This window comes from Telluria mixta (assembly GCF_029223865.1).
GTDB lineage: Bacteria > Pseudomonadota > Gammaproteobacteria > Burkholderiales > Burkholderiaceae_D > Telluria > Telluria mixta.
In genome coordinates this window covers 1539579-1559055 of record NZ_CP119520.1, presented here as the reverse complement: position 1 = coordinate 1559055, position 19477 = coordinate 1539579, and the positions used below count along the sequence as shown (strand labels likewise).

Below are 19477 nucleotides of genomic sequence, written 5' to 3'. Positions count from 1 at the left end.
TTATTCTCCGCGCGCGAACACGCGCAGGCGGTGGCCGTCCGGATCGGCCGCGGTGAACGTGTAACCGAAATCCACCTTGGTCGGGGCCTGCAGGATGCGCAGTCCGGCCTCGCGCCACTTGCCGTGCAGCGCATCGACCTGCGCATCGTCGGGCACCCGGAATGCGAGCTCACTGCCGCTGCCGTGGAAGTCGGCGGCCGGCACCGCATCGGACTTCGCCCACAGGCCCAGCATGCGGCCATTCTCCAGCGGAAACAGCACGAACGTGGGCGAGCTCTCGACGTGCTGCGCGTCCAGCAGCTTGCCATACAGGCGCGCGCTGGCCTGCGGATCGGCGACGTAGAGGATGGTGTAGGTCGGGGTCAGCATGGTAGTTCTCCTTCGGTGGTTGACAGTGCGGCCAGTCTAGGCCGGACCACTGTCAATTCCTGTCAGGAGAACAACGACGGCGCCGCCAATTGCCCCAGCAGCTTCTTGATCGGCGCCGGCAGCGGCGCGGCCGCGATGGTCGCCAGGTCCCACCACACGTGGCCCGGCGGCGTCTCGGTGCGCGCGGCCACGGCGATACGGTAGGGCTGGATGTGCAGGCGGTAGTGCGTGAACCCATGCACCAGCGGCAGCAATGCCTCGACTTCCGCCACCGTGCCGAACTCGCCGGCGGCGCCGGCCAGCGTCGCCGTCGACACGTCGTCCGCCTCATCCAGCGCCACGTGGCCGTCGTATTCCGGCAGCGACAGCAGGCCGCCCCAGATGCCGGAATCCGGCCGTTGCTGCAGCAGCACCTGGCCGTTGTCGACGACGGCCAGCATCAGCGCGCGCCGCTCCGGCGTCGCCTTCTTCGGCTTCGGCACGGGCAGCACGGACGTGCGGTCGGTGGCGAAGGCCACGCAGCGATCGCGCAGCGGGCAGCGGTCGCAATCCGGTTTGCCGCGCGTGCACAGCGTGGCGCCCAGGTCCATCAACCCCTGCGTATAGGCTTCGATGCCGTCGCCTTCCGGCAGCAGCGCGTCGGCGCGGCGCCACAGCGCGTCTTCCACCGGCTTGATGCCCGGGTATTCGTCGATGCCGAACACGCGCGCGAACACGCGCTTGACGTTGCCGTCGAGGATGGCCGCGCGCGCGCCGGCTGAAAACGCGGCGATGGCGGCGGCCGTCGAGCGGCCGATGCCGGGCAGGTCGGCCAGCAGCGCCGGGTCGCTGGGGAACACGCCGCCGTAATCCGCGACGACGCGCTTGGCGCACGCGTGCAGGTTGCGTGCCCGCGTGTAGTAACCGAGACCGCTCCAGTGCGCCATCACGTCTTCCGCCGGCGCGGCGGCGAGGTCGTGCACGGTCGGGAAGCGCTCGAGGAAGCGCGCGTAATAGCTCAGCACCGCCGTCACCTGCGTCTGCTGCAGCATGATTTCGGAGAGCCAGATGCGGTAGGCGTCGCGCGTGTTCTGCCAGGGCAGGGCGTGGCGGCCGTGGGCGCGCTGCCAGTCGATGACGGCGCGCGAGAAGCTCGGGTCGGACAGGATTTCGGTGTCGGTGCTGCGTTTCATCTATCAAGCTGCTCGCAATTCGGGCAGGTCGGCGCGCAGCGCGTCGGCGACGACGCCGGACAGGTTCGCGAGTCGCGCCTTGACCTGCTCCAGGTCGTGTTGGGCCGCCTCGAAGGCGGCGATTTTCTGTTCCAGGCTGTCGGTGGCTTCCAGGATGCGCTGGATCGATGCCTGGCGGTGGCGCAGCTGGTCGCGGTGCTGGCGGATCTGCGCTTCCAGCGGCGCCATGATCACCTTCAGCCACGCCTCGGCATCGCCGTTGGCTTCGCGGAACGCGAATTTGATGCGCGACGCGATCGTGTCGAAGAAGCGTTCGAGGAGTGTCCCGCGGCTGGTGATGAGCAGGGTCGCCGTGCCGAACTGCTTCACGTAGATGGCCTCGATGGCGTCGATCTCGCGGCGGTAGCGTTCCAGCGACAGCGCGGCCGGCAGCGCCAGCGCGAGTCCGTGCTCGGTGGAGAAGCGCCGCACCATCGTCTCCATCATCGCCGCGATCTCGGCGATCTTTGCCTCGGCCGCAACCAGGCTCGCGCGCACCTGGTCGAAGAACGTGCGCACCGGCGCGCGCATGCCGGTCGAAAAGCGCGCGGCTTCCATCGCGGCGCGCACGGCGTCGACGCGGTCCTGCACGACGTCCATGCCGATGGTCGAGTACAGCTCCGTCGACAGCGTGGTGAATACGGCGCGCGTGCCCTGCAGCTTGAACAGGCTGGCGTCGAACTCCTTCTTTTCCATCTCGACGCGGCGCACCATGTGGGCGATCACGCCCTGGTTCTTGCCGCGCAGGCTTTGCAGTTCCTGCAGCTGTTCGACGAGGTCGCGCCCGCGCGCGCCGAGCAATGCGGACTGGGCGCCCGTCAACGTCGCGAGGTCGTCCTGCAACTGCCGGCGCAGGATGTCCTGGCGCGCCGGGATCAGTTCGTGGAACAGCGCCGATTCCAGCGCGCCCACGCGGCTCTTTTCGAACAGGCCGAGATCGCCCGTGATCTTGCCGACGAGGGCCTTTTGCGCGGACACCGGGAACACCTGCGTATCCGCCACGCCCAGCAGGCGCGCGGCGTCGTGCTGCTGGCGTGCGATGGCGTCGTCGTTGTCCTGCGGCGTCCTCAGTTCGTCCCACAGCGCATCGATCTTGTTCAGCACGACGATCCGGCCAGCGCCGCCGCCAATATGCGTGCGCCACACGTCGATGTCGCTCTTCGTGACGCCCGTCTCGGCGGCCAGGATGAACAGCACGGCGTGCGCGTTCGGGATCAGGTTCAAGGTGAGTTCAGGCTCCGTGCCGATCGCGTTCAGGCCCGGCGTGTCGAGGATCACGAGGCCCTGCTTGAGCAGCGGATGCGGCACGTTGATCAGCGCATGGCGCCAGCGCGGGATCTCCACGAGGCCGTCCGCGCCGAGGGTCGCCGCAAGATCGGGGTCGTCCGGATCGTACAGGCCGTAGCGCTGCGCTTCGCCCGGCGTGACGCGGCGCGTGAGGCTCACCTGCAGGAAGGTCTCGTGCATGCGCTCCGGCGCGGACAGGTCGAGCGGCAGCACGGTCCAGGCGTCGGGCACGTCGCGGTAATCGCCCGTCGCGAGGCGCTCGGCGCGCGTCTCGATCGGGAGCAGGCGAATGCTCGGGACGATGGCCGGCTCCCACGCGAATTCGGTCGGGCACATCGTCGTACGGCCGGGGCTCGACGGCACGATGCGCTGGCCGTAGTCGGCAAAGAAGATGGCGTTGATCAGCTCGGATTTACCGCGCGAGAACTCGGCCACGAACGCGACCGACAGCCGGTCGTCGCGCAACCGCGCGAGCGCACGCGTGACGCGCTGTTCCGCCGCCCCGTCCAGCAGCTCGGCCTCCTGGGCCCAGCCGCGATACTCTTCCAGCGCCTGGGCGACCTGCGCGCGCCAGTTCGCGTACTGTTGCAAATCCTGCATATCGTATGTCCCGCGCTCGTCGATGACCTTACCGCTGGCAGACCGCGCAGTAGAACGTGGACCGCTGGCCCTGCTTGATCTGGCGGACCGGCGTGCCACAGTTGCGGCAAGGAACTCCTGCACGATCATAGACGAAATATGTCTGCTGGAAATAGCCCGATTGACCATTTACGGCAATAAAGTCACGCAGCGTGCTGCCGCCTTGCACGATGGCGGCGGCGAGGATGTCGCGGATCGCCTCGGCCAGCTTGTCGTAGCGGGCGCGGCTGATCTTGCCGGCGGCCGTCTTCGGGTTGATGCCGGCACGAAACAGGCTCTCGCACGCATAGATATTGCCGACGCCGACGACGATGTCGCCCGCCAGCAGCACCTGCTTGATCGGGGCGCTGCGGTTTCTCGTCGCCTGGTGGAGCAGGGCGCCGGAGAACTTGTCTTCGAGCGGTTCGACACCCAGGCCGCGCAGCAGCACGTGCTGTTCCAGCTCGCCGTCGTCGTGACCATGCCAGAGGACGGCGCCGAAGCGGCGCGGGTCGTGCAGGCGCAGGATCCTCCGGCCTTCCGGGCCGCGTACGACGAGGTCGAAGTGGTCGTGCTTTTTCAAGTCGACGCCTTCCGGCAGCACGCGCAAATGGCCCGACATGCCCAGATGGACGATCAAGGTGCCATGTTCGAATGTCAGCAGCAGGTATTTGCCGCGGCGACCCGTGCCGAGGATGCGGCGGCCCGCGAGCAGCTCGCGCAAATTCGGGGGAAACGGCCAGCGCAGGCCTTCGCGGCGCAGCACGACGTCTTCGACGATGCGGTCTTCTAGATGCGGGGCAACACCCCGCCGGGTGACTTCGACTTCTGGTAATTCAGGCATGAATGATTGACAACGTGAGAGGAATGTAAATTCGTGTTGCAGTGGCGCACGCGCGGCGGGTGCATGGCGTAGAATCGGACAATCTCGACGACGTGGGACTTGCCTTGAAAAACGCTTTCGCCATTGTAACCCTCTCCGCACTGCTGTCGGCCTGCGCTGTGGCTCCCAAGCAGCAGCAACCGGCCCAGGACCTGTCCGACCAGCCGCTCGCCGCCGCCGAAGCCCGGAACCATCCCGACCAGGCCAAGGAAGGCGAACAGGCTGAAAAGCTCCCCAACGTCGAGATGACCCCGGCCATGATGGCCCAGCTCATGCAGGCCGAGATGGCATACAAGAACGGGGACTGGCAAGGCCCGTACCTGACGATGATGAGCCTGGCCCAGCAGACGAAGGACCCGCGCCTGGCCAAACGCGCCGCCGAGATGGCGCTGTCCGCCAAGCAGGCCGACGACGCGCTCGCCGCCGTGAAGCTGTGGCGCCAGTACGCACCGGACTCCGATGAGGCCAGCCAGTACTATCTGGGGTTGGTCATCCTCTCTGACAACCTCGGCGAGGCCGAAAGTATCTTGAAACAGCGTCTGGCGGACGCGACCCCGGCCGCGCGCGGCCTCGTCATGTTCCAGATGCAGCAATTGCTGCTGCGCGCCAAGGACAAGGAAGCCGCCGGCGCCATGCTCGAGCGCCTCGTCGCGCCGTACGGCAACCTGATGGAAACGCACGTCGTGCTGGCCCAGGCCGCGCTGGCGCGCAACGACAAGGCGGCCGCAAAGCGCGAGGCGCAGACCGCCCTGCAACTGAAACCCGATTCCGAGATCGCTGCGCTGACCGCGGCCCAGGTGAGCGAGGACGAAGGCGGTGCCATCAAGGTGCTGAAGGATTTCCTTGCCGCCCACCCGGAGGCGCGCGAAGTCCGTTCGGCGTATGCGCGCCTGCTCGTCAACGAAAAGCAGTACGAGGCCGCGCGCCAGGAATTCCTCACGCTCGACAAGGCCCAGCCCGACAATCCGGGCACCCTGTACGCGCTCGGCATCCTGTCGATGCAGATGAACGACCGTCCGGCCGCCGAAAAATATTTCAGCCGCTTCGTGGACCTGATGGACAAGGCGCCGGAAGACGAGCGTGATCCGTCCAAGGCCGTGATGATCCTGTCCCAGATCGCCGAGGAGCGGGGCGATTACAAGGCCGCGGCCGACTGGCTCGACCGGCTCGACACCGAGGACCCGAAGGTCCAGTTCGGCGCCGAGCTGCGCCGCGCCCAACTGACCGCGAAGCAGGGCGACGTCGCCGGCGCGCGCAAGCTGCTGGGCACCCTGAAAACGGACGACAAGACGGAACAGGCGCAGATCGTGCTCGTCGAAGCGCAAATCCTGCGGGACGCGGGCCAGCCCAAGGAGGCGTTCAAGCTGATGGAGCAGGGCGTCAAGCGCTTCCCGGACAATATGGATTTCCTGTACGACTATGCCCTGATGGCCGAAAAGATGGGCAAGACGGCCGTGATGGAAAAGTCGCTACGTAAAGTGATCGCCAAGTCGCCGGACAATATGCAGGCCTATAACGCACTCGGCTATTCGCTTGCCGACCGCAACGTCCGCCTGAAGGAAGCCCATCAACTGATTGCCAAGGCCCTGAAAATGGCGCCGGGCGACCCGTTCATCCTCGACAGCATGGGCTGGGTGAACTATCGCCTCGGTAAGCTGGACGAGGCCGAAACCCATCTGCGCAAGGCTTATACGCTGCGCAACGATCCGGAAATCGCCGTTCACCTGGGCGAAGTGCTGTGGAAGAAGGGCCAGAAGGAAGATGCCCGCAAGCTGTGGCGCGAAGCGCAGGCGAAGGATCCGAAGAACGATGCGCTCAAGAGCACACTCGCGCGGCTCCATCAGACTCTGTGAAATAATGACAATGACGGACGCTGCGGCGTCCGTCGGTTTATTGACCTGTTCATTCCATGCCGATGCCCGCACTTTCCCGTTTCATTCTCGCCGCCGCCTGCGCCGCTGGCTTTACCTCTTTGCTGGCCGGCTGCGCCACCACCGCCAGCGTCCCGCTGGCCAACCCGACCGCCCAGGTGGGCGCCTATCGCGACACCATCGACCTGAACGGCCGCCTGGCCGCGAATTATCAGAAAGATGGCCAGCCGCAATCGATCAACGGCAATTTCACGTGGGTGCAGCGCCCCGGCCGCATCGACGTGTCCCTGTTCACGCCGCTGGGCCAGACCGCCGCCGAGATTACCGTCACGCCCGACGCCGCGACATTAAAACAGTCCGGCCGCGAGCCGCGCGTGGAAAAGGACATCGATACGCTGACGGCGAAGTCGCTCGGCTGGATCTTGCCCGTGAGCGGCCTGCGCGACTGGCTGCAGGGTTATGCCGTCGATGCGGCCGGCAAGCGTTTTACGGCGTCGCCCGCGCACGACAGCGTCGTCACGAATGATGGTTGGCGCCTGCGCTTCGTGGAATGGCAGAACGGCCCGGGCGGCACCCCGATGCCGCGCCGCATCGATGCCGAGCGCAGCACGACGGCCGTCGGCGATGCGCTGACGATCCGCATCGTCATCGATCCGGTGGCGTGACATGGCAGCGACGTCTCTGCACAACTGCCCGGCGCCGGCCAAGCTGAACCTGTTCCTGCACGTCGTGGGCCGCCGGCCCGACGGCTTTCACCTGCTGCAATCCGTTTTTCAACTGATCGACCGCAGCGACACGCTGCACTTCGACTTGCGCAGCGACGACCGCATCGTGCGCACGACGGATGTGCCCGGTGTGCCGGAAGAGCAGGACCTGATCGTCCGTGCGCTGCGTGCGTTGCAGGCGACATACCAGCGCCGTCACGGCCGCCTGCCGCCGGGTATCGATGTCGCCGTCGAAAAACGCCTGCCGATGGGTGGCGGGCTCGGCGGTGGCTCGTCCGATGCGGCCACGGCGCTGATGGCGGCCAATCATTTATGGCAGGCCGGCCTGACGGATGCCGAGCTGATCACGCTGGGCGTGCCGCTGGGCGCCGACATCCCGTTTTTCCTGTTCGGCGAGACGGCCTTCGCCGAAGGTGTGGGCGAGGCATTGGAGGCCGTGCCGGGGCCGGATTGCTGGTATGTCGTCATCGAACCGGGCGTGTCCGTGCCCACCGTTGCAATTTTTACGGCCCCCGATTTGACAAGAAACACGAAAGCCATCACAATATCGGACTTTTCCAGGCGACATGTCGAGTCGAGTGATTTGATAGGCTTCGGGAAAAATGATTTGCAGGACGTGGCAGCCCGCTTGTTCCCGCCGGTAGCAGAGGCGATCGAATGGTTGGGTGGTTACGGAGCGGCCAGGATGACTGGTTCGGGATCGTGCGTGTTTTGCGCATTTTCCACAGAGCAGGAAGCTGAACAGGTACTGAAGCATGTGCCGACCCGGTGGAGAGCGTGGAAAGCGAAAGCGCTGCAGCGACATCCGATGAAAATCGCTCTTGCAAATCAATGAGTTGTAGAATAAAATTTTGCCTGTCGACGCATTCGGCGATATAATAATCGAGTGCAGCGACAAGCTGTAAGTTTCAGTGTAGGGGAATCGCCAAGCTGGTTAAGGCACCGGATTTTGATTCCGGCATACCAAGGTTCGAATCCTTGTTCCCCTGCCAAAGTTTCTTTGCCTGAGCTGACGATGACGAGTGCTCCAGCAGGCAGATAAAAATGGAGCCGCCAATGAGCGGCTCATTTTTTTTTGTGGTTCAGCGTTAATCATCCGACGATTAGCTGCTTTTCAAGTTCTTTCAACGCTTCTTACATCTCTGGGACTCCCATGGCTTACGAAAACCTGATGGTTTTTACCGGCAATGCCAATCCGGCGCTAGCAGAAGGGGTCGCAAAAAACCTCGGCATTCCTCTCGGCAAAGCCGTGGTCTCGAAGTTCTCCGACGGCGAAGTCATGGTCGAAATCAACGAGAACGTTCGTGGCAAGGACGTCTTCGTTCTGCAATCGACCTGCGCTCCCACCAATGACAGCCTGATGGAAATCATGCTGATGGTCGACGCTCTCAAGCGCGCATCGGCAGGCCGCATCACCGCGGCGATTCCTTATTTCGGCTATGCCCGCCAGGATCGCCGTCCGCGTTCCGCGCGTGTCGCGATCTCGGCCAAGGTCGTCGCGAACATGCTGCAGGAAGCCGGCGTCGAGCGCGTCCTGATCATGGACCTGCACGCCGACCAGATCCAGGGCTTCTTCGACATCCCGGTCGACAACATCTACGCGTCGCCGCTGCTGCTGGGTGACCTGCAGAAGCGCAACTACGACGACCTGCTCGTCGTGTCGCCGGACGTCGGCGGCGTGGTGCGTGCCCGTGCGCTGGCCAAGCGCCTCGGCTGCGACCTGGCGATCATCGACAAGCGTCGCCCGAAGGCGAACGTGTCGGAAGTCATGAACATCATCGGTGAAGTCGAAGGCCGCAACTGCGTGATCATGGACGACATGGTCGACACCGCAGGCACGCTGACCAAGGCTGCCGAAGTCCTGAAAGAGCGTGGCGCGAAGAAAGTCGTCGCGTACTGCACGCACCCGGTGCTGTCCGGCCCGGCCATCGAGCGCATCTCGAACTCGCCGCTGGACGAACTGGTCGTCACCGACACGATCCCGCTGAGCCCGGCTGGCCAGGCTTGCGGCAAGATCCGCCAGCTGACCTGCGCACCGCTGCTGGCCGAAACGTTCAAGCGTATCGTCAAGGGCGACTCGGTCATCTCGCTGTTCGTCGACTGATCGAACCAAGGTTGCAAGCGCGGCGCGCCTGGCTGAAAAGCCGGCGCGCCGTTGACGTATCAAAGGTTTACGGAATTTCTTGAGCGTGCGCAAGTGCGCTCTTTACCGATGCCCCTGGTCGCGGGGGCGTCACAATCCGGGTCACCGGGCCGGCACACCCCGGCATTCGGACCCACACTTTGGAGTAACACCATGAAAGTAGTCGCATTTGCACGTACTCAGCAGGGGACCGGAGCGAGCCGCCGCCTGCGCAACGCCGGCCAGACCCCGGGCATCATCTACGGTGGCGCCGCTGCCCCGGAACTGATCGCCCTGGATGGCAACGCGTTGTACCACGCGCTCAAGAAAGAAGCTTTCCACGGTTCGATCCTGGATCTGGAACTGGACGGCAAGGCGCAGAAAGTCCTGCTGCGCGACTTCCAGATGCACGCATACAAGCAACTGGTCCTGCACGCTGACTTCCAGCGCGTCGACGCATCGCAGCCGATCCACGCCAAGGTCGCCCTGCACTTCGTCAACGCCGAGATCTCGCCGGCAGTCAAGCTGAGCGGCGCCATCGTGTCGCACGTGCTGAACGAACTGGACGTGTCCTGCCTGCCGGGCCAACTGCCGGAATTCATCACCGTCGACCTGTCGACGCTGGAAGCCGGCCAGTCGGTCCACGTGTCGCAGCTGACCCTGCCGGAAGGCGTGACCGTGGTTGCCCACGGCAAGGACCAGACCGTCGCCACCTCGTCGATCCCGCGCGGTGCCGCAACGGCCGAAGCCGCTGCAGAGTAATTTTTACTCCGCATCACAAAACCCGTCGCGACGCGAGTCCGGCGGGTTTTTTGTTTTTCAGATCAAACCCAGCGTCAGCGCCTTGAGCGTGGCCGCGGCCCGCGTCGAGCACTCCAGCTTGCGGAAAATGCTTTCCACGTGCGTGCGTACCGTCGACGGACTGATCTGCATGACCCGTGCCGCTTCCTTGTTGCTTTCGCCCAGGCTGATGCGGCGCAGGACTTCGGTTTCGCGGTCCGATAGCAGGTTCTTGCGGGCGGGCGCTGCGGGGGCAGGGCCGCCGGCCGCCGGGACGCCGGCCGCCGGGACGCCGGCCGCATCGATGACGTAGCGCACGGCGTTCGTATCGAAGCTTTGTGCCTGTTCCGCCAGCACACGTGCAGCCTCATCGGGCACATACGCCGGACGCCAGGGCCGCGGCATGCACAACGCCACGTACGCGCACGCGGCCGCCAGCAGACGGTGTGGCAGGCCGAGCGCATCGGCGTCCAGGTTGCGGAAATAGCCGCTGCCGTCCAGCCGTTCGTAGGCGTGCGACGCCAGTGCCGCTTCCAGACGCAAGGTCGGGATCTGGACCCCGGCCCGCGCGGTCCAGTACGGCACCAGCCGGATCTTTTCCCAATCGGCGGCGCTGAGCTTGCCTTCCCGTTCCCATATCGTGTTCGACACCGCCGCGCGGCCCATGCCGTGGATGAGGGCGGCGCGTCCGAGACATTGCTGCTGGGCCGGGGACAGGTCGGCGCGGATGGCAGCCGCTTCCACCAGCTCGGCCACGCGGCGCGAATAGCCCGCCAGCCACGGCAGCTTCAACTCCATCATGTCGGCCACGATGGACAGCGGCACGTGCCGCGCCAGCAGCGGGTCGACGGCAGCGGGCGCCGGCGTGTCCAGTTCGTCCAGCCACGCCTGCGCATGATCGGCAAGCAGGCGCGCGAGCGGCGCCGGGTATTTGCGGTCGGCCATCCGGGCGATCATCTGCAACGCCTCATCGAAGCCATGCGTGCGCGCGAGGATCTCGAGGTCGCCAGCGAGACTCGTGTAGAAGACGACGGTCGGGATGGCCGACCCGCGCAGCCGTTCCGGCAAGCCATTGCCGTCGTAATGTTCCCAGACGTGGCGCAGCCCGGCCTCGACTTCCGCCGGCAGGCCCAGCAGGCCGGCGATGTCGCCCGACACTTCGCAGTGGATGCGCGCGAGCGGCGTCACGCTTTGCACCGTCAGCGGATTGTCCGCCGGCAGCGTCTGCGTGAGCATGGCGTCGCGGCCGCCGACGTCGTCGCCGAGCAGGGTCGCGAAGCCGGAGGCGTTCGCCGTGCAGCCGGACCAGCGCAGCAGGGCGACGAGCCGCGCGTGGCAGCAGCCATCCGGCGAAGCGCCGTCGGCCTGCGCGAGGCGCGCCGCGAGCCGTGCGGCGCGAATGGAGCCATCGGTGGGCTGGCCCATGGACAGGTCGCCGACGAGGGCCAGGGCCTGGACGGCGTCTTCGACGGTGACGGTGTTGTCGATTTGCATCCCGGTACTGTAACGACGATGGCGTATGGCGGCAAGCGCCGGGTCGGTCGTTCAACCGATACCGCGCGTCGGGCGGTCTCTCTACACTGGCTTCCATCGACACCCCAACAACGAACCACCCAAAGGAGCCATCATGAAAGCATCGATCACCACCATCGTCCGCAACGTCGCCGCCGCCGCTGCCATCGCCGCCGCCGGCACCAGTGTCGCCCAGGCCGCCACGGCCGCCGAGCAGCCGTCCGTCGTCATCGTCCACGGCGCCTTCGCCGACGGTTCCGACTGGGCCAAGGTGATCCCGCTGCTGCAGGCCAAGGGCGTCAAGGTCACGGCCGTGCAGAACAGCCTGACCTCGCTGGCCGACGACGTCGCCGCCACGAAGCGCGCGATCGACAACCAGCCGGGCAAGGTCGTGCTGGTCGGCCATTCCTGGGGCGGCACCGTGATCACGGAAGCGGGCGCGGGCGATAAAGTGGCCAGCCTCGTGTACGTCGCGGCCTTCGCGCCGGACGCCGGCCAGGCTACCGCCGACCTCGGCAAGGACCTGCCGCCGGCACCCGGCATCACCAAGCTGACGGTCGACAAGGCCGGTTTCGCCAGCCTGTCGCCGGCCGTGCTGAAGGAAGATTTCGCCCAGGACGTGCCCGCCGCGCAGGCCGCCGTGATGGCCGCGACGCAGGGCCCGATCGCCGTGAAAGCGTTCGGCGAGAAGACAACCGTCGCCGCCTGGAAAAACCACCCGAGCTGGTACATCGTCAGCAAGAACGACCGCATGATCCAGCCGGACCTGGAACGCCGTTTCGCGAAGGCCATCGGCGCGAAAACGACCGAACTGCCGACCAGCCACGTGCCGCAGCAGTCGCGTCCGGCGGACGTCGCCAAGGTGATCCTGGATGCTGTCGCCGCGAGCAAATAAGGGTAACGCGGCCGTGCTTTAGACTGCACGGCCGCGTTTTACGGGATAATCGAGCTTTACGCTCGATTATTTCGTTTTATATGCACATCCGCCTGATCGTCGGCCTCGGCAACCCCGGCCCGGAATACGAACAAACCCGTCACAACGCCGGCTTCTGGCTCGTCGACAACCTTGCCAACTCCTTGCCCGGTTGCCACTTGCAGCGCGAATCGCGCTTCAACGCCATGGTCGCCAAGACATCGATCTCGGGCAAGGACGTCTGGCTGCTCGAGCCGCTGACCTTCATGAACCGCTCCGGCCAGTCCGTCGGCGGTCTGGCGCGCTTCTTCAAGATCGGACCGGAAGAGATCCTCGTCGTACATGATGAACTCGACCTGCCGCCCGGCGCGGCCAAGCTGAAGCGTGGCGGTTCCTCGGGTGGCCACAACGGCCTGAAGGACATCACGGCCGCGCTCGGCACACAGGATTACTGGCGCCTGCGCCTGGGCATCGGCCATCCGCGCACGCTGAGCCTGCAGCAGGCCGTCGCCGACTTCGTGCTCCATCGTCCCCGCCGCGAAGAGCAGACCCTGATCGAGGAAGCCATCGATAAAAGCCTGCGCATCATTCCGATGGTGTGCGAAGGCAAGATGAATGCTGCGACCATGCAGCTGCACACGGACTAAGTTCGACTCTCAGATGAGCCCGCGCGCCAGCGCCTTCAGCGTGGCAGCCGGGCGCGAGCCCGATTCCAGTTTCTGGAAGATATTGTCGACGTGCATGCGGACGCTCGCCGGCGTGATGCGCATGGCGCGGGCCGCTTCCCGGCTCGTTTCGCCCTGAGTGATGTGGCGCAGTACCTCGAGTTCCCGGTCTGACAGCAGACGGTCGCGCACGGGCCGTGGCTTCTCCGCGCCGCGCGCCGCCGCGAGGACGGCTTCCACCGCCTGCCGGTCGAAGCGTCCGGCTGCCGCCTGTGCCGTCATCAAGGTGGACGCGGCCGCCTCCCCGTGTGCAGGACGCCACGGCCGCGGCGAACACAGCGAGACGAACGCGGCGGCCGCACCGAGCAGCCGTTCCTGCATGCCCAGCGCTTCGCCGCGCGCCTTGCGGAAATAACCGCTGCCGTCGAGGCGCTCGTACATGAAGGACGCGAGCGTGGCCTCGTTCTGGATCGCCGGGATTTGCGTGCCCGCGCGTGCCGTCCAGAACGGCACTTTGCGGACCTGGTCCCAGTCGTCCGCATCGAGCTTGCCTGGCCGCTCCCACACGACGTTCGGTATGGCCACCTTGCCGATGCCGTGCAGCAGCGCGGCCCGCACCAGCGGACTTTCTTCCAGCGCCATCATGCCGGCCAGCGACGCGCTGCGCCGCGCCAGCGCGGCCACGCGGCGCGAATAGCCTGTGAGCCACGGCAGTTTCAGTTCGATGACGTCGGCCACGATGGACAATGGCACGCGCCGGTCGTGACCGGGATAATTGGCGGCGCAGGAAGGTTCTTCCAGCATGTTGAGCCAGTCCTGCGCATGCGGCGACAGTCTCTGCACGAGCGTCGCCGGATATTTCACGCCGGCGCGCTCGCCGATCAGGCGCAGGGCGCCGTCGGTGCCATGCGCGGGCGCGAGCACTTCCAGGTCACCGGCCAGGCGCACATAGAACACGGCGCGCGGAATGTTCGGGGCAAACAGCACGTCCTGCATGTCGCCGCGGTGGTGGCTGCCGAACAGGTGGCGCAGGCTGTTCTCGACGTCTCCCGGCAACCCGAGCAGCACGGCAATATCGCCCGCCACTTCGCACTGCATCTGCGCCAGCGGCATCACGTTGGCGAACGTGAGGCCCGCGTGGCCGGACAATGTCCGGGTCACCATCGCATGGCGGCCCCTGACGTCATCGCCCAGCAGGTGCGCGAACCCGGCCGCCGTCGCCGTGCTGCCCGACCAGCGCAGCAGCGCCACCAATCTCGTGCTCGTGCACGCATCGGCACCGTCGCCGTTTTCTTCCGCCAGCCGTGCGGCGAGGCGTGCCGTGCGGATGGAGTGATCCGGCGGCAGACCCATCGACAGGTCGCCGACCATGGCCAGCACCTGCACGGCGTCTTCGACGGTAATGGTTTCATCGGGTTGCATGGCACTAATGTAACGGCCATTGCCCTGGCGTACAAGGCGCGCGAACTGTCGTGTGCGCGTGTCTGGCGCAGGACGTAAAAAAGCCCGCTCAAGCGGGCCTTTGGTGCAGCAGAGGCGGGATCGATCAGATCGCGCGGATATTGCTCGCTTTATCGCCCTTGGGGCTGGGCGCGCGTTCGAAAGAGACGCGCTGGTTTTCGGACAGGCTTTTGAAGCCTTCCGACTGGATGTCCTTGAAGTGCGCGAACAGATCGTCGCCGCCTGCGTCAGGCGAGATGAAGCCGAAGCCCTTGGAGTCGTTGAACCATTTCACGGTGCCGGTTTGCGTAGCCATGTAGATACCTTCAGTAGATGTTAAGGGCGAAATGCCCGATGCACATCACGAACAAGAGAGGTGTAACCGAGGGGTATCAGACAGGAATGCCCGGACGGGCGAGACGGGAAAGAAACCAACAATAACGACGACTTGACGAGGTGCCCGATGAAATATACAGGGGTTGTGCGGAATCACCTAAGCATTTCGGATTTATTTTATGGGGTGGTACGAATAACTATTCACATCGACATGCAATTGAAAATCAGACGTTACCGCCCAGACGACCGAAAAGCCGTGCTGGCGGCATTTCGCTCCAACGTGCCGGATCACTTTCCGGCGACGGAAGAATCATGGCTGCGTTCCGCGCTGGACGACCCGGACGGTCCGCTGTTCGTAGTCGTGGAGGCGGGTGAGATCGTCGGCTTCGGCGGCTACGAATTGTCCGAGTTCTACGACCTCGGCACGCTCGTGTTCGGCCTCGTGCGGGCCGACCGCCACGGCACGGGCATCGGCCGTGCGCTGCTGGCCTATCGCCTGCTGCACATGGCCGGACGCAAGCTGCGGCCCCGCTACGTGACGGTCGATACGCATCCGCACACGGCCGGCTTTTTCAAACGCTGCGGCTTCGTCGAGATCGCCCGCTGGCCCGGCGGCTACCGCTCGGGCCGGGATCGCGTCGACTTGCGCTTCGATCTCACGGACGAGGCCGTGGCCGGGTTGCGTGCGCGTGGGTGGCGGGATGCGTTTGCCTAAGGTGACGCGGCTGCGCAGGTCGCGCCGGATGCGTTCCAGTGCCGGCTGCATGGCGCGATAGTCCTCCGGCGTGCAGGTCGCGCGGCCGTGGCGGAATGTGAGGCGGCGTTTGACCAGCACACCATCGCTTTCGCGCGTGTAGGTTGCGCGATAGAAGATGCCGCCGGTAATCACGCTGGCCGTCCCGGGCAGAGATGTGAACCGCAGGCCCGCGGGCAGGCGCAGCCGGGTCTCGTCCCCGGCGTCGATGGCCGGGCAGACGAAGTCGTGGTGCCGGTCGCGTTCCTGCGTCAGGCCGGCCATGGCGGCGTCCACGGCGCTCCAGGCCGGGTGGTGCGTTGCCAGTGTCCGGCCCGTGCGCATATGACCGATGACGTCGGTACCGGACAGCGTCAGCGTGTCGTTGTCATTCGCTAGCTTCACATCGCGCAGCAAGGGGCTTGTGCGCAATGGTTCGGCCAGCGCGCCGGACACGGTCCGGTCCACGTTGAAGTCGACGTGCCCATCCTGCCCGACGTCGACCGTGGCCACCGCGCGCACCTTCTGCGGCTGCAGCACGGGCGTCATCGCGAACGTCCCGCTCCTGAGCAGCAGCACGGGCTTGCCCAGCAGGGCGGGCGGCAAATAGCCCGCCTGGACGGATGCGGCGGCCGGGTCGACGAACAGGTCCAGCGCCGGCACGTACAGGATCATGTGGTCGAGGACGGCCAGCACGGGCGCGTCCGGCAGCCGGTAGGCATTGCCGCCGTTGACGAGAGCCGGCGTACTGTCGATGCCGATGGCCGCCAGCATGGCTTGCAGCTGTGTGGCGTGGTCCTTGGCGTCGCCGTGGCGGCCATTTTTGCGCACCCAGTCGGACAGGGCCAGCACGCGGGCGCGCGTGCCGGGCAATGCGGAGGTCAACTGGTGTGCCAGCGTCGCGATGGCCGGGGAGGGCAGGCGCTTGGCGGACATGGCGTCGCGTACGGCGGCGGCGAGCGCCGGGTAATCGGCAATGGTGGACACCGCCAGGCGGTGCCCGTCGTCGAGCACGCTGACGGCACCGGCCTCGACACGTATCTCACTCCCGTTCACGTAGCGCCATTGGTAGCGTCGCCGGCCCGGAGGACTGTCCGCCGGTATCGGTACGAAGCCGACGGCATCCGCGTGCAGCGGCAGCGCTGCCGGCATGTCGTAGATCAGCGTGGTGTTCCTGTGGAAGTGAACAGGCATGACCGCCACGTCTTCGAAGTGCCCGGACAACGGCGGTACGCGACGGCGGATGACGTAGTGCGCGACCAGCTGGTCGCCCATCGCCGCATCGGGGAACACGACGGTTCTTGTGTGCGCGTCTTGCGGCACGGGAATGCGCCGCCCGTCGGGCTTTTGCGTGTATGCGTCTACCGTCGGGAGCTCGTCGAGCGCCTTGTCGTAGGGGATGATGAACCGGTTCTGGTCCTGCGGGGCGTGCGAACCGGCGATGGTACGCACGTCGTCCACGGTGAGCCGGTAGGTGCCGTCCTGCTCGACGAGGTAGTGGCGCACATGGCGCTCGACGATGATGGACGCATCAATGCCCGTGCCAGTCCGAGCATGGCCAATCGGCGCCAGCAGCGTGACGATCATGAGCATTAGCAGGGCACAATATCTACTGATCATGCTGGCTCCAGTCAGGACGACCGGACCATGTTACGGAGCAGGACACGTCAACCCTTGAGCCCACGCAATCGTGCTCTTCCTGCGATAATTTCGCGATGACTGCACTGACTTTCCACGCGGGCCCGCTGGCCCTGGCCCGGATCCGCACGCATGGTTTGCGGGCGGAAGACATCGCCGTCGTGCCCGCCGCAGCCGGCGGACCGAAGGGCCTCGTGTTCCGCGCCCTCGACCAGTGGGTGTTCGGCGAGTGGTTCCCGCGCGCGCCGCGCGAGCGCGTGCTGATCGGCTCGTCGATCGGCGCCTGGCGCATGGCCGCCGCCTGCCAGCGCGATCCGGTCAAGGCGTTCGCACGCCTGGGTGAGCTCTACAGTGGCCAGCGCTATACGAGCACGAAGCCGTCGCAGGACCAGATCGATGCCGTCGTGCAGGGCCTGCTGAACGAATTCGTGCGGGGTCACGAGGACGACATCGTCAACCACCCTTACTACCGCCTGCACGTGCTGACGGTGCGCGGGAAGCGTGCCCTCGCGGCGCCGCGCCACCGTCATGCCGAGATGCGCGGATTCGCGGCGGCCGCGCTGCACAACCTCTTTTCGCGCGACAAGCTGGCACACCTGATGGACCGCGTCGTGCTCGGCGACGGCCGCGCACACACGCCCTGGCTGCGCGACCGCTTCGACAGCTTCGCCACGCATTTCTCGCCGCTCACGCCGGAGAATCTCGCGGCCGGCCTGCTGGCCTCGGGCACGTTACCCATGCTGATGAAGCCCGTGCGCGACATCGCCGGCGCACCGCCCGGCCACTACTGGGATGGCGGCATCATCGACTACAACCTGGCGCTGCCGTATTCCCGGGTGGCTGAGCAGGCGTCCGGCGACATCGTGCTGTATCCGCATTTCTCCGAGCACATCGTGCCGGGCTGGCTGGACAAGGCGCTGCCGTGGCGCCGCGCCGCCCGCGGGCCGAATCGCGGCTGGCTGGACAACGTGCTGATCGTGGCGCCGAGCCATGACTTTCTTGACAAGATGCCGCGCGGAAAAATCATCGACCGCAGCGATTTCAAGTTTTATGGGCTGGATCACGATGCCCGTATCCGTGCCTGGCGGCAGGCGATGGACGAGGGCGAGCGGCTGCAGGATGCCTTCACAGCATTTGTGAACAAACCGGATCTTGCACGGATTCGTCCGCTTTAAGCGACGTAAACTGGCCAGTTCGCGGCCTGTTTGCGGTCTTTGCAGGCAAGCGGAGGTACAATACGGGGTTTCGTAAATTCGACCCCTGAAAGCTTCCCATGAGTCTCAAATGCGGCATCGTCGGCCTGCCCAACGTCGGCAAGTCCACCCTGTTCAACGCCCTGACCAAGGCCGGCATCCCGGCTGAAAACTACCCGTTCTGCACCATCGAGCCGAACGTCGGCGTCGTCGAGGTGCCGGATCCGCGCATCGACCAGCTGTCGGCCATCGTGAAGCCGGAGCGCGTCGTCAAGGCCATCGTCGAGTTCGTCGACATCGCGGGCCTCGTGGCCGGCGCGTCGAAGGGCGAGGGCCTGGGCAACCAGTTCCTGTCGCACATCCGCGAGACGGACGCCATCGTCAACGTCGTGCGCTGCTTCGAAGACCCGAACGTCATCCACGTGGCCGGCAAGGTCAGCCCGATCGACGACATCGAAGTCATCCAGACCGAACTGGCACTGGCCGACATGGGCACCGCCGAGAAAGCCCTGCACCGCGAGCAGAAAAAGGCGCGTGCCGGCGACAAGGACGCGATCAAGCTGGTCGCGATCCTGGAAAAGCTGCTGCCGCACCTGAACGAAGGCCAGCCCGCACGCACGCTGGGCCTGGACGCCGACCAGATGGAACTGATCAAGCCGCTGTGCCTGATCACGGCGAAACCGGCCATGTTCGTGGCCAACGTCTCCGAGAGCGGTTTCAAGGACAATCCGCTGCTGGACCTGCTGACGGAATTCGCCAACAAGCAGAACGCGCCAATCGTCGCGATCTCCGCCGCCATCGAATCGGAAATCGCCAACCTGGACGACGCCGACAAGCTGGAATTCCTGGCCGACCTGGGCATGGAAGAGCCGGGCCTCGACCGCCTGATCCGCGCCGCCTTCAAGCTGCTGGGCCTGCAAACCTATTTCACGGCCGGCGTGAAGGAAGTGCGCGCCTGGACCGTCCCGATCGGCGCTACCGCCCCGCAGGCGGCCGGCGTGATCCACACGGACTTCGAACGCGGCTTCATCCGCGCGCAGACCATTTCCTTCGACGACTACATCACCTACAAGGGTGAAGCGGGCGCCAAGGAAGCGGGCAAGATGCGTGCGGAAGGCAAGGAATATATCGTTAAGGATGGGGATGTGTTGAACTTCCTGTTCAACGTGTAAGCATAGGTA

At 65.6% G+C, this 19477-nt stretch carries 17 protein-coding genes, 1 tRNA gene and 1 pseudogene; 11 read left to right on the top strand and 8 right to left on the bottom strand.

Features of this window, described 5'->3' with window-relative positions:
• From P0M04_RS06860 to mutM, 4 genes are all read right to left on the bottom strand, one after another.
• On the bottom strand, positions 1-369 hold the full coding sequence (locus tag P0M04_RS06860; protein ID WP_259448194.1) for a VOC family protein: 369 nt from the start codon (positions 367-369) through the stop codon (positions 1-3).
• Positions 370-431: 62 nt separating this feature from the next.
• Entirely contained in the window at positions 432-1541 is a 1110-nt protein-coding gene (gene mutY / locus P0M04_RS06855) for an A/G-specific adenine glycosylase (protein ID WP_259448193.1), read from the bottom strand.
• Between the two features lie 3 nt (positions 1542-1544).
• Positions 1545-3467, bottom strand: coding sequence for a dynamin family protein (locus P0M04_RS06850; RefSeq protein ID WP_259448192.1), 1923 nt, complete (start codon positions 3465-3467; stop codon positions 1545-1547).
• Positions 3468-3495: 28 nt separating this feature from the next.
• Positions 3496-4329: a bifunctional DNA-formamidopyrimidine glycosylase/DNA-(apurinic or apyrimidinic site) lyase gene (gene mutM / locus P0M04_RS06845; RefSeq protein WP_259448191.1), complete on the bottom strand. Its 834-nt coding sequence runs from the start codon at positions 4327-4329 to the stop codon at positions 3496-3498.
• A gap of 104 nt (positions 4330-4433) precedes the next feature.
• Between mutM and P0M04_RS06840 the strand changes: the two genes are divergently transcribed.
• The 6 genes from P0M04_RS06840 (at position 4434) to P0M04_RS06815 (ending at position 9848) form a co-directional block, all read left to right on the top strand.
• On the top strand, positions 4434-6221 hold the full coding sequence (locus P0M04_RS06840; RefSeq protein ID WP_259448190.1) for a tetratricopeptide repeat protein: 1788 nt from the start codon (positions 4434-4436) through the stop codon (positions 6219-6221).
• A gap of 62 nt (positions 6222-6283) precedes the next feature.
• Positions 6284-6904 carry an outer membrane lipoprotein LolB gene (locus tag P0M04_RS06835; RefSeq protein ID WP_259448189.1) on the top strand — a complete coding sequence of 207 codons (621 nt, stop codon included), beginning with the start codon at positions 6284-6286 and terminating at the stop codon, positions 6902-6904.
• A gap of 1 nt (position 6905) precedes the next feature.
• Complete coding sequence (ispE, locus tag P0M04_RS06830; RefSeq protein WP_259448188.1) at positions 6906-7799, top strand: 4-(cytidine 5'-diphospho)-2-C-methyl-D-erythritol kinase; 894 nt, start codon at positions 6906-6908, stop codon at positions 7797-7799.
• An 80-nt stretch (positions 7800-7879) separates the two neighbouring features.
• Positions 7880-7956 (top strand) — tRNA-Gln (locus P0M04_RS06825).
• A gap of 161 nt (positions 7957-8117) precedes the next feature.
• Positions 8118-9068: a ribose-phosphate pyrophosphokinase gene (locus P0M04_RS06820; protein WP_105378856.1), complete on the top strand. Its 951-nt coding sequence runs from the start codon at positions 8118-8120 to the stop codon at positions 9066-9068.
• A 192-nt stretch (positions 9069-9260) separates the two neighbouring features.
• Positions 9261-9848: a 50S ribosomal protein L25/general stress protein Ctc gene (locus tag P0M04_RS06815; RefSeq protein WP_259448187.1), complete on the top strand. Its 588-nt coding sequence runs from the start codon at positions 9261-9263 to the stop codon at positions 9846-9848.
• A gap of 57 nt (positions 9849-9905) precedes the next feature.
• Here the strand turns inward: P0M04_RS06815 and P0M04_RS06810 are convergent, their stop codons facing one another.
• Positions 9906-11360: an HD domain-containing phosphohydrolase gene (locus P0M04_RS06810; protein ID WP_259448186.1), complete on the bottom strand. Its 1455-nt coding sequence runs from the start codon at positions 11358-11360 to the stop codon at positions 9906-9908.
• Between the two features lie 133 nt (positions 11361-11493).
• On the opposite strand from P0M04_RS06810, the gene P0M04_RS06805 reads away from it, so the two are divergent.
• Positions 11494-12273, top strand: coding sequence for an alpha/beta fold hydrolase (locus P0M04_RS06805; protein WP_259448185.1), 780 nt, complete (start codon positions 11494-11496; stop codon positions 12271-12273).
• 80 nt (positions 12274-12353) lie between these two features.
• Complete coding sequence (gene pth / locus P0M04_RS06800; protein ID WP_259448184.1) at positions 12354-12938, top strand: aminoacyl-tRNA hydrolase; 585 nt, start codon at positions 12354-12356, stop codon at positions 12936-12938.
• A 9-nt stretch (positions 12939-12947) separates the two neighbouring features.
• Here the strand turns inward: pth and P0M04_RS06795 are convergent, their stop codons facing one another.
• Positions 12948-14378 carry an HD domain-containing phosphohydrolase gene (locus tag P0M04_RS06795; RefSeq protein ID WP_259448183.1) on the bottom strand — a complete coding sequence of 477 codons (1431 nt, stop codon included), beginning with the start codon at positions 14376-14378 and terminating at the stop codon, positions 12948-12950.
• Between the two features lie 124 nt (positions 14379-14502).
• Entirely contained in the window at positions 14503-14712 is a 210-nt protein-coding gene (locus P0M04_RS06790) for a cold-shock protein (RefSeq protein ID WP_105378850.1), read from the bottom strand.
• Between the two features lie 147 nt (positions 14713-14859).
• Here P0M04_RS06790 and P0M04_RS32865 point away from each other — a divergent pair, with 147 nt between their 5' ends.
• Positions 14860-15447 carry a GNAT family N-acetyltransferase gene (locus P0M04_RS32865; protein ID WP_371877266.1) on the top strand — a complete coding sequence of 196 codons (588 nt, stop codon included), beginning with the start codon at positions 14860-14862 and terminating at the stop codon, positions 15445-15447.
• A 1086-nt stretch (positions 15448-16533) separates the two neighbouring features.
• Here P0M04_RS32865 and P0M04_RS32860 read toward each other — a convergent pair.
• Positions 16534-17052, bottom strand: a pseudogene (locus P0M04_RS32860) (DUF3857 domain-containing transglutaminase family protein); the annotation flags it as partial.
• A gap of 128 nt (positions 17053-17180) precedes the next feature.
• Between P0M04_RS32860 and P0M04_RS06780 the strand changes: the two are divergent.
• Together P0M04_RS06780 and ychF are read left to right on the top strand one after the other, a co-directional pair.
• Positions 17181-18278 (top strand): patatin-like phospholipase family protein, encoded by a 1098-nt coding sequence (locus P0M04_RS06780; protein WP_259448181.1) that lies wholly within the window; start codon positions 17181-17183, stop codon positions 18276-18278.
• A gap of 98 nt (positions 18279-18376) precedes the next feature.
• Positions 18377-19468: a redox-regulated ATPase YchF gene (gene ychF, locus P0M04_RS06775; protein WP_259448180.1), complete on the top strand. Its 1092-nt coding sequence runs from the start codon at positions 18377-18379 to the stop codon at positions 19466-19468.
• The last annotated feature ends 9 nt before the right edge of the window (positions 19469-19477 follow it).

Coding starts and splice junctions, on each gene's coding strand:
- P0M04_RS06860 (WP_259448194.1), bottom strand. CDS start 369: ATGCTGACCCCGACCTACACCATCCTCTACGTCGCCGATCCGCAGGCC.
- mutY (WP_259448193.1), bottom strand. CDS start 1,541: ATGAAACGCAGCACCGACACCGAAATCCTGTCCGACCCGAGCTTCTCG.
- P0M04_RS06850 (WP_259448192.1), bottom strand. CDS start 3,467: ATGCAGGATTTGCAACAGTACGCGAACTGGCGCGCGCAGGTCGCCCAG.
- mutM (WP_259448191.1), bottom strand. CDS start 4,329: ATGCCTGAATTACCAGAAGTCGAAGTCACCCGGCGGGGTGTTGCCCCG.
- P0M04_RS06835 (WP_259448189.1), top strand. CDS start 6,284: ATGCCCGCACTTTCCCGTTTCATTCTCGCCGCCGCCTGCGCCGCTGGC.
- ispE (WP_259448188.1), top strand. CDS start 6,906: ATGGCAGCGACGTCTCTGCACAACTGCCCGGCGCCGGCCAAGCTGAAC.
- P0M04_RS06820 (WP_105378856.1), top strand. CDS start 8,118: ATGGCTTACGAAAACCTGATGGTTTTTACCGGCAATGCCAATCCGGCG.
- P0M04_RS06815 (WP_259448187.1), top strand. CDS start 9,261: ATGAAAGTAGTCGCATTTGCACGTACTCAGCAGGGGACCGGAGCGAGC.
- P0M04_RS06810 (WP_259448186.1), bottom strand. CDS start 11,360: ATGCAAATCGACAACACCGTCACCGTCGAAGACGCCGTCCAGGCCCTG.
- P0M04_RS06805 (WP_259448185.1), top strand. CDS start 11,494: ATGAAAGCATCGATCACCACCATCGTCCGCAACGTCGCCGCCGCCGCT.
- pth (WP_259448184.1), top strand. CDS start 12,354: ATGCACATCCGCCTGATCGTCGGCCTCGGCAACCCCGGCCCGGAATAC.
- P0M04_RS06795 (WP_259448183.1), bottom strand. CDS start 14,378: ATGCAACCCGATGAAACCATTACCGTCGAAGACGCCGTGCAGGTGCTG.
- P0M04_RS06790 (WP_105378850.1), bottom strand. CDS start 14,712: ATGGCTACGCAAACCGGCACCGTGAAATGGTTCAACGACTCCAAGGGC.
- P0M04_RS32865 (WP_371877266.1), top strand. CDS start 14,860: ATGAAATATACAGGGGTTGTGCGGAATCACCTAAGCATTTCGGATTTA.
- P0M04_RS06780 (WP_259448181.1), top strand. CDS start 17,181: ATGACTGCACTGACTTTCCACGCGGGCCCGCTGGCCCTGGCCCGGATC.
- ychF (WP_259448180.1), top strand. CDS start 18,377: ATGAGTCTCAAATGCGGCATCGTCGGCCTGCCCAACGTCGGCAAGTCC.